We start from the raw sequence: 7,757 nt of genomic DNA, 5'->3' as shown, positions 1-7,757 counted from the left end.
GCACCGACACCTGCATCAAGATCGGCGGCGCGATCCGTATCGATACCGCGTTCAACGGTGGCAGCTACGACACTCCCTTCCTGCAGGGTGGTGCCGGCGGCAACAACCTCTGGACCAAGAACAACATGACGACCCGTGAGCGCGTCAACGCCACGTTGGATACCCGCACCGCCACCGAATACGGTGTCCTTCGCACCTACTCCAACGTCCAGTTCGACTTCCTGCAGGGCCGTGAGACGATTGCTGGCGGCTACATCGAAATGGATTACGCGTTCATCCAGTTCGCCGGCTTCACCATCGGTAAGGCGGTTTCGCAGTTCGACCCGCAGTGGACTCTGGCACGTCCGAACATCTCTTCGGGCCTCTACCAGGGTTCGAATAACGCAACCGGTATCGCACAGTTGGCTTATACCGCTTCGTTCGGTAACGGCCTGTCGGGCACCATCTCGCTCGAAGACGGCCAGCCCTACCGCACCGCCGGCGTCTACAACACCTCCGGCTTCATCCTGGCCCCCGGTGCCAATCCGTTCCTGACCATCGGTTACGGCGGTTCTCCGAACGGCGGTACCAACACCTTCCTCGGCAACGCCGCGGGTGGTGACCACATTCCGGAAATCGTCGGCAGCCTCAAGTTCGACCAGGCCTGGGGTACGCTCAACTTCGCAGCCGCCGGCCACAACATCACGACCGGCTTCAACACCGCGAACAGCAACCTGACCGGTCATCCGGATGACAAGTGGGGTTACGCGGTCACTGGTGGCCTGAGCCTGACCCAGTTGCCGACCGGCGCTGGCGATCGGTTCTTGTTGGAAGCGACCTATGCGGACGGTGCCGCTAAGTACGTCTTCGGTGGCACGGTCGATACGGTTGGTGGCGGTCGTTACTCGCGCGTCAACGGGAATTCGCTTGGTTTCGGCTACGTCCTCGACGGCGTGTTCGCTCCCGGCGGTCAGGTCCAGACCTCCAAGGCCTGGCAGGTCGATGCGGCCTTCGAGCACTACTGGACTCCGCAGTGGCGCACGTCGGTGTACGGTTCGTACAGCAAGATCTCGTACGGTGCGGCGGGTGACGCGCTGCTGTTCGCTGCTTTCGGTGCTGGTGGCCGCCTCGGCACCCAGGGTGCATCGACCGCTGCGATCAGCCCGATCACGGCCGGTGTCCTCAATGCGACCGGCAGTTTCGACCTGAACATCGTTCAGGTCGGCACCAAGACCGCATGGACCCCTGTGAAAGATCTGACCTTCTCGGCTGAATTCATCTACAGCCGCCTCGGCCAGAACCTGACCGGCACGTACACGAACGGTGCAGGCCTGACTGGCCAGACCGCTGGTCAGACCTACTCGCTGGGCAACCAGAACACCTACAACGGCGCGGTCCAGGCGATCCGCTCCTTCTGATCCTGATCTGACGATCAGTCTCTGAAACAGAAATCCCCGGCAGGAAACTGCCGGGGATTTTTGCGTTGGGGGGGCAGGGTGCACGGCCGCTCCCGCACGGCGCCGTTCTCGACGCCGCTATGCTGGGCGTCTATACCGGCGGCGTCATTCCCGTCCGCAAGCCGAAGTCCCAGCCCGCATGGCGTCCGCAGCAGAACTTTTCCAGGGCGCGTTCGCGGCCTTCCAGCAGGGCCGGCTCGACGCCGCCGAGCGCGATTTCCGCAAGGTCCTGCGCAAGGATCCAACGAACTTCGCGGCGCTGAATATCCTGGCCGTCATCCTGGTCGCGCTAAAGCGCCATCCGGAAGCCGAGCCGTATCTGAAATCCGCGTTGCGCCTCAACACCAAATCTGACGCGACGTTCTACAATTACGGACTCGTCCTCAAGGCGCTGGGCCGCCCCGACGAAGCGCTGCAACGCTTTTCCGAATCGCTGGCGCTGAACCCCTCTCATGCCGAGAGCTGGAACAATCGCGGCACCGTGCGCAACGAGCTGCGCGACTACGTTGCCGCGATCGCGGATTTCGACCGCGCCATCGCCCTCGACCCGCGCTACGCCGCGGCGTTCTTCAACAAGAGCAAGTCGCTGGCCGAGCTGAAGCGCTATGAAGAGGCGCTGGCCGCCTGCGATACGGCGCTGGCGTTGCAGCCGGATCTCGCCGAAGCATGGTTCGGTCGCGGTTTCATTTTTGCGCAGATGCGCCAGCCCGACTCTTCGGCGCAGGCCTTTGCGCAAGCGCGCCGCCTCAATCCCGATCTTCCGCTGTTGAAGGGCAGCCTGCTGCATCAACAGATGCTGATCTGCGACTGGAACGGAATCGCGGCGCTGATCGCCGAGATCGAAGCCGACCTCGCGGCCGGCAAGCTCGCGGCCGAGCCGTTCGGCTGGCAGGGCGTCGCCACCTCCGAGCGCAGCCTGCAGCGCTGCGCCACGCTCTACAGTGCCGCGCGCTATCCCGCCAATGGCTCATCGCCCGCCGTCGCCGCGTCCGTACCCGGCGCCAAGATCCGTGTCGGCTATCTGTCCGGCGAATTCCGTGAGCAGGCGACGTCGCTGCTGCTGGTCGGCGTGCTGGAGCAGCACGACGCGACGCAGTTCGAGATTGTCGCCATCGACAACGGTTTTGATGACGGCAGCGAGATCCGGCGACGCATCGAGAACTCGGTGAGGGGTATCGTCGATATCGCCGGGCTCAGCGATCCCGACGCGGTTGCGGCGATTCGCGCGCAACGCATCGACATCCTGGTCAATCTCAACGGCTATTTCGGCGATGGCCGCACCGGTGTCTTTGCGCGCCGCGCGGCGCCGCTGCAGGTCAACTATCTCGGTTTCCCCGGCACGCTGGGCGCGCCCTACATGGATTACATCATCGCCGACGCCGAGGTGGTGCCGGCGGAGCATCGATCGTTTTACGCCGAGAAGGTTGTCACGCTGCCGAACTGCTATCAGGCCAATGACGACAAAAAGCCGATAGGGGATCGCCGCTTTACGCGCGAGGAATGCGGCCTGCCTGCGCATGGCTTCGTGTTCTGCTGCTTCAACAACGCCTACAAGATCACCCCTGACGTGTTCGATCGCTGGATGCGCATCCTGGCTGCGGTCGAGGGCAGCGTGCTGTGGCTGCTCGACGATCACGTGGCGGCGGTCGCCAACCTGCAGCGCGAAGCGCTGGCGCGTGGCGTCGATGCCGGCCGTCTGATCTTCGCGGCGCGAATGCCGCCGGCAGATCATCTGGCGCGGCATCGCTGCGCCGACCTGTTTCTCGACACGCTGCCCTATAACGCCCACACCACCGCCAGCGACGCGCTGTGGGCCGGCCTGCCGCTGCTCACCTGCCGCGGCGAGACTTTTGCCGGCCGCGTCGCCGCCAGCCTGCTCACGAATCTCGATCTGACGGAATTGATCGCGACCACGCCGGACGACTACGAACGCCTTGCGATCGAACTCGCCGCCGCTCCGGAGCGGTTGGCCGAGATCCGTCAAAAACTGGCGGCCAACCGCCTCACGGCGCCGCTGTTCGACACGCGACTCTTCACCCGCCAGATCGAGGCTGCGTTTCGCGCGATGGTTGAGCGGCGGCGGATTGGCCTGGGTCCGGCGCCCATCGCGGTAACCGAATGAGCACATTCCACACAATCTGGTTTAGATGATTAAATCAGCTATTGTGCTCAACGATCTAAATCATGTATTGTGATTTTGCGCAGCCGGCAAATCCTTTGACGGCCCTGTCTTCAAGGAGACATGCGAAACTAATGTAAACCTCCGAAACCACCGGCAATGCCCTGCCGGTGGTTTTTCGGTTTTTAGAACCCCGATTCGCGGTACGGGGTGCCGGCGATGGGATTCATTACTAACAGCGTGGCGACAGTCGGCGCGGATGTGGGAAATTCGCCGAATAGGCCGTAAAGCCCCTGAAATGTTGCCGTCTCGACCGGCAGACACGGACGGAAATCGACGCAACGGTATTACTAGTAGCGCTGGACAGACTTGATTGCATATCAGGCCTGACGTGCTATCTGACCGAAATTGCTACAGATTTCTTGCTTTACGGCGCGGTTGTGGCTAAAAGCCGCTCATCGTGGAGAGTATGAATAATGGCGCATAACTACGCAATCAATGACGACGTCCACCACCAGCTGCAGGGGCCGCAGGGTCGCTCGATGGTCAAGGAACGCAGCGTCTACACCATCACTTCCTGCTTGCCCATCGAAGCTGATGGCCGCCCGCGCTATCGTATCAAAAGCAAGACCGAGAACGTCGAGCGCGTCGTGACCGAAGAGCAGATTAGCCGCCTCGGCTGATATCGTCCCGCTTCCGGGCTGCGCATCGCTGCGCCAACGCTACTACTACAGCAGACGAGCCTTTCGCGAGGCTTTCATCCGACATCCCGAGCCGCGGTATGATCGCCGCGCGCTCGCGGGATCGGCTTGTCCATGCCAGGCGCCGACGCGCCGGTTCCAGCCTCGCTTGTTGCGGCAACGGTAATCTGCGCCGTATGCTGGCGCAGGGGCGGAAATAGACCACGCAGGCGAGCATCGCGCCGCTCCCCGTTGTCCCAAAGTGGTCCAAGCGAGGCGCACCTTGATCGAAAAGCTTGAACTGCTGCTATCGCTGGCCAAGGAACGGCATTTCGGCCGCGCCGCCGAAGCCTGTGGCGTCACCCAGCCCACCATGTCCACCAGCCTCAAGCAGCTCGAGGATATGCTCGGCGTCATGCTGGTGCAGCGCGGCTCGCGGTTCCAGGGCTTTACGCCGGAGGGCGAGCGAACGCTCGAATGGGCGCGCCGCATCGTCGGCGACACCCGCGCCATGAAGCAGGAGATCAACGGCCTCAAGGACAGCCTGTCCGGCGAGATCCGCATTGCCGCGATTCCCACCGTGCTCGGCATGGTGGCGTCGCTGACCACGCCGTTTCGCGCGCGGCATCCCGACGTCCGGTTCCGTGTGGTGTCCTGCACCTCTGCGGCGGTGCTCGGCCTACTGGAAAATCTCGAGGTCGATGCCGGGCTCACTTACATCGAGAACGAGCCGCTCGGCAAAGTCCGCTCGATCCCGCTCTACAAGGAGAGCTACCGGCTGCTGACCTCGCCCGACGGGATGTTCGGCGACCGCGACCAGGTGACGTGGAAGGAAGTCGGCCAGGTGCCGTTGTGCCTGCTGACGCCGGACATGCAGAACCGCCGCATCATCGACCGCGCCCTGAAATCGGTCGGCGCCGAGGCCAAGCCGATGCTGACCTCGAACTCGATCATCGTGCTCTACACCCACGTGAAGACCGGCCGCTGGGCCAGCGTGATGCCTGCCAAGCTCGCGGAAACCCTCGGCCTGACCTCGACAGGTTCGGTGCGCATGATCCCGATCGTCGATCCCGAAGTCACCTACGGCGTCGGCCTGGTCGTCCCGCAGCGCGACCCGATGACTCCGCTGGTGGCGACGCTGGTGCAGATCGCCAGGGAAGTGGCGCCTTCGCTGGAGACGTGAGGGCTCCGTCCTCTCCCCGTCATTGCGAGGTCAGGGAAAGCTTGCAGCTTCCCTTTAGCGAAGCGCCGCAGCAATCCAGAAAGCCGCAGGCGCAGGACGAGCTGGATTGCTCCGCCGCAAGGGCTCCTCGCAATGACAAATTTGACGTCAGTATTCCGTCAATTGCTGCACCGCAACTGAACTAACTATTTCAAAACCCACGCCTTTGCCCGGCGACGATACGGTTTCCGTATCGCAGCATGAGACTGCTTTATTGATCTTTGGAGCGATTCCAACTTCCATGCGTTCCGGGAACAACAATCGGAAACGCGATGACCTCAGTTGATGAGCCATGGGACGAAACGCGCGGCGCGGAGATCATTGCCGGGCTGCAGCATGTCGAGGGCGGCACCATCGTGGTCCTGCACGCGCTGCAGGAAGCCTTCGGCTACGTGCCGGCGCCCGCAATCCCGATGATCGCCGAGTCGCGCAACCTGTCGCGCGCCGAGGTCCATGGTGTGTTCACCTTCTATCATGATTTTCGCCACGAGCCGGCCGGCAAGCATGTGCTGAAACTGTGCCGCGCGGAGGCCTGCCAGGCCGCCGGCGGCGACGCCCTGATTGCGCGCGCGGAAGCCAAGCTCGGCATCGCGATTGGAAAGACCACGCCCGATCAGCGGGTTACGCTGGAGCCGATCTACTGCCTCGGGCTCTGCGCCACCGCGCCCTCCGCCATGCTGGACGGCCGGCTGGTCGGCCGGCTCGATGAGAAGCGCATCGATGCACTGGTCGCGGAGGCACAGCGATGATCAGGATTTTCATTCCCCTCGATGCGGGTGCGGTCGCCGTCGGCGCCGACGAAGTGGCCGCAGCCTTCGCGCAGGTCGCCGAGGCGCGCCAGCTCGAGATCGAAATCGTGCGCACCGGCTCGCGCGGCCTGTACTGGCTGGAGCCGATGGTCGAACTCGCAGCCCCGGAAGGCCGCGTCGCGTTCGGCCCCGTCACCGAGGCCGACGTCGCGTCGGTGCTCGACGCCATGATCCACACGTCAGACCACGCGCTGCGGCTTGGCGTCGCAGACGAGATTCCCTGGCTGAAGCGACAGACCCGGCTCACCTTCGTACGCTGCGGCGTGGTCGATCCCCGCTCGGTCGAAAGTTATCGCGCCCATGACGGCTACAAGGGCCTCGAGCGCGCACTGACGCTGGGCAGCGCCGGCATCCTCGCCGACGTGAGCGCTTCCGGCCTGCGCGGCCGTGGCGGCGCCGGTTTCCCGACCGGCATCAAGTGGAAGACCGTGGCCGACACCCAGGCCGACCGAAAATTCATCGTCTGCAACGCCGACGAGGGCGACAGCGGCACCTTCGCCGACCGCATGATCATGGAAGGCGATCCCTTCGTGGTGATCGAAGGCATGACCATCGCCGGCATCGCGGTCGGCGCCACCCGCGGCTACATCTACATCCGCTCGGAATATCCCCACGCCATCATCGCGATGGAACAGGCGATCAAAGCGGCGAAGCGCACCGGCTTCCTCGGCAACAGCATCTGTGGTTCGGCGCATGCCTTCGACATCGAAGTCCGCGTCGGCGCCGGCGCCTATGTCTGCGGCGAGGAGACCTCGCTGCTGGAGAGTCTCGAAGGCCGCCGCGGCATCGTGCGCGCAAAACCGCCGCTGCCGGCGCACAAGGGCCTGTTCGGCAAGCCCACCGTGATCAACAACGTGCTGTCGTTCGCGGCGATCCCCTTCATCCTCAATGACGGGGCGAAAGCCTATGCCGAGTTCGGCATGGGCCGTTCGCGCGGCACCATGCCGATCCAGCTCGCCGGCAACATCAAGTTCGGCGGGCTGTTCGAAGTCGCCTTCGGCATCACGCTCGGCGAGCTGATCGACGACGTCGGCGGCGGCACCTTTACGGGCCGGCCGGTGCGCGCGGTCCAGGTCGGTGGCCCCCTCGGCGCCTATTTCCCGCGCGAACTGTTCGACACGCCGTTCGACTACGAGGCCTTCGCCAAGCGCGACGGCCTGATCGGCCATGGCGGCATCGTGGTGTTCGACGACAGCGTGGACATGTCGAAGCAGGCGCGCTTTGCGATGGAGTTCTGCGCCATCGAATCCTGCGGCAAGTGCACGCCGTGCCGCATCGGCTCGACCCGCGGCGTCGAGACCATCGACAAGATCCGTCGCGGGGAACGCGTCGCAGAGAACAAAGTTGTTCTCGAGGACCTCTGCCACACCTTGAAGTTCGGTTCGCTATGCGCGCTGGGTGGCTTCACCTCCTATCCGGTGATGAGCGCCCTGAAGCATTTCCCGGAAGATTTCGGCGCGGTGCCGACCCGCCTGCAAGCTGCTGAATAGG

6 protein-coding genes are annotated in these 7,757 nt (G+C 63.8%); all 6 read left to right on the top strand.

Annotated features, from left to right (window positions below; genetic code table 11):
• Positions 1 to 1,397 (top strand): porin (locus JWR89_RS15300; protein WP_299717587.1); only part of this gene is annotated, 1,397 nt, incomplete at its 5' end.
• 178 nt (positions 1,398 to 1,575) lie between these two features.
• Positions 1,576 to 3,558: a tetratricopeptide repeat protein gene (locus tag JWR89_RS15295; protein ID WP_299717585.1), complete on the top strand. Its 1,983-nt coding sequence runs from the start codon at positions 1,576 to 1,578 to the stop codon at positions 3,556 to 3,558.
• 473 nt (positions 3,559 to 4,031) lie between these two features.
• Positions 4,032 to 4,238 carry a hypothetical protein gene (locus tag JWR89_RS15290; RefSeq protein ID WP_143575526.1) on the top strand — a complete coding sequence of 69 codons (207 nt, stop codon included), beginning with the start codon at positions 4,032 to 4,034 and terminating at the stop codon, positions 4,236 to 4,238.
• A gap of 280 nt (positions 4,239 to 4,518) precedes the next feature.
• Positions 4,519 to 5,418, top strand: a complete 900-nt coding sequence (locus JWR89_RS15285; RefSeq protein WP_299717583.1) for a LysR family transcriptional regulator — start codon at positions 4,519 to 4,521, stop codon at positions 5,416 to 5,418.
• A gap of 311 nt (positions 5,419 to 5,729) precedes the next feature.
• The gene (locus JWR89_RS15280) at positions 5,730 to 6,206 is read left to right on the top strand and encodes a formate dehydrogenase subunit gamma (RefSeq protein WP_299717581.1); all 477 of its coding nucleotides are present in this window, start codon (positions 5,730 to 5,732) and stop codon (positions 6,204 to 6,206) included.
• The gene (locus tag JWR89_RS15275; RefSeq protein WP_299717579.1) at positions 6,203 to 7,756 is read left to right on the top strand and encodes an NADH-quinone oxidoreductase subunit NuoF; all 1,554 of its coding nucleotides are present in this window, start codon (positions 6,203 to 6,205) and stop codon (positions 7,754 to 7,756) included. Before JWR89_RS15280 ends, JWR89_RS15275 begins: the two co-directional genes overlap by 4 nt.
• The last annotated feature ends 1 nt before the right edge of the window (position 7,757 follow it).

The sequence above is a fragment of the Tardiphaga sp. genome (genome assembly GCF_028290785.1).
Taxonomy (GTDB): domain Bacteria; phylum Pseudomonadota; class Alphaproteobacteria; order Rhizobiales; family Xanthobacteraceae; genus Tardiphaga.
The sequence above is the reverse complement of the archived record's forward strand: the minus strand, read 5'-3'. Positions and strand labels throughout refer to the sequence as shown.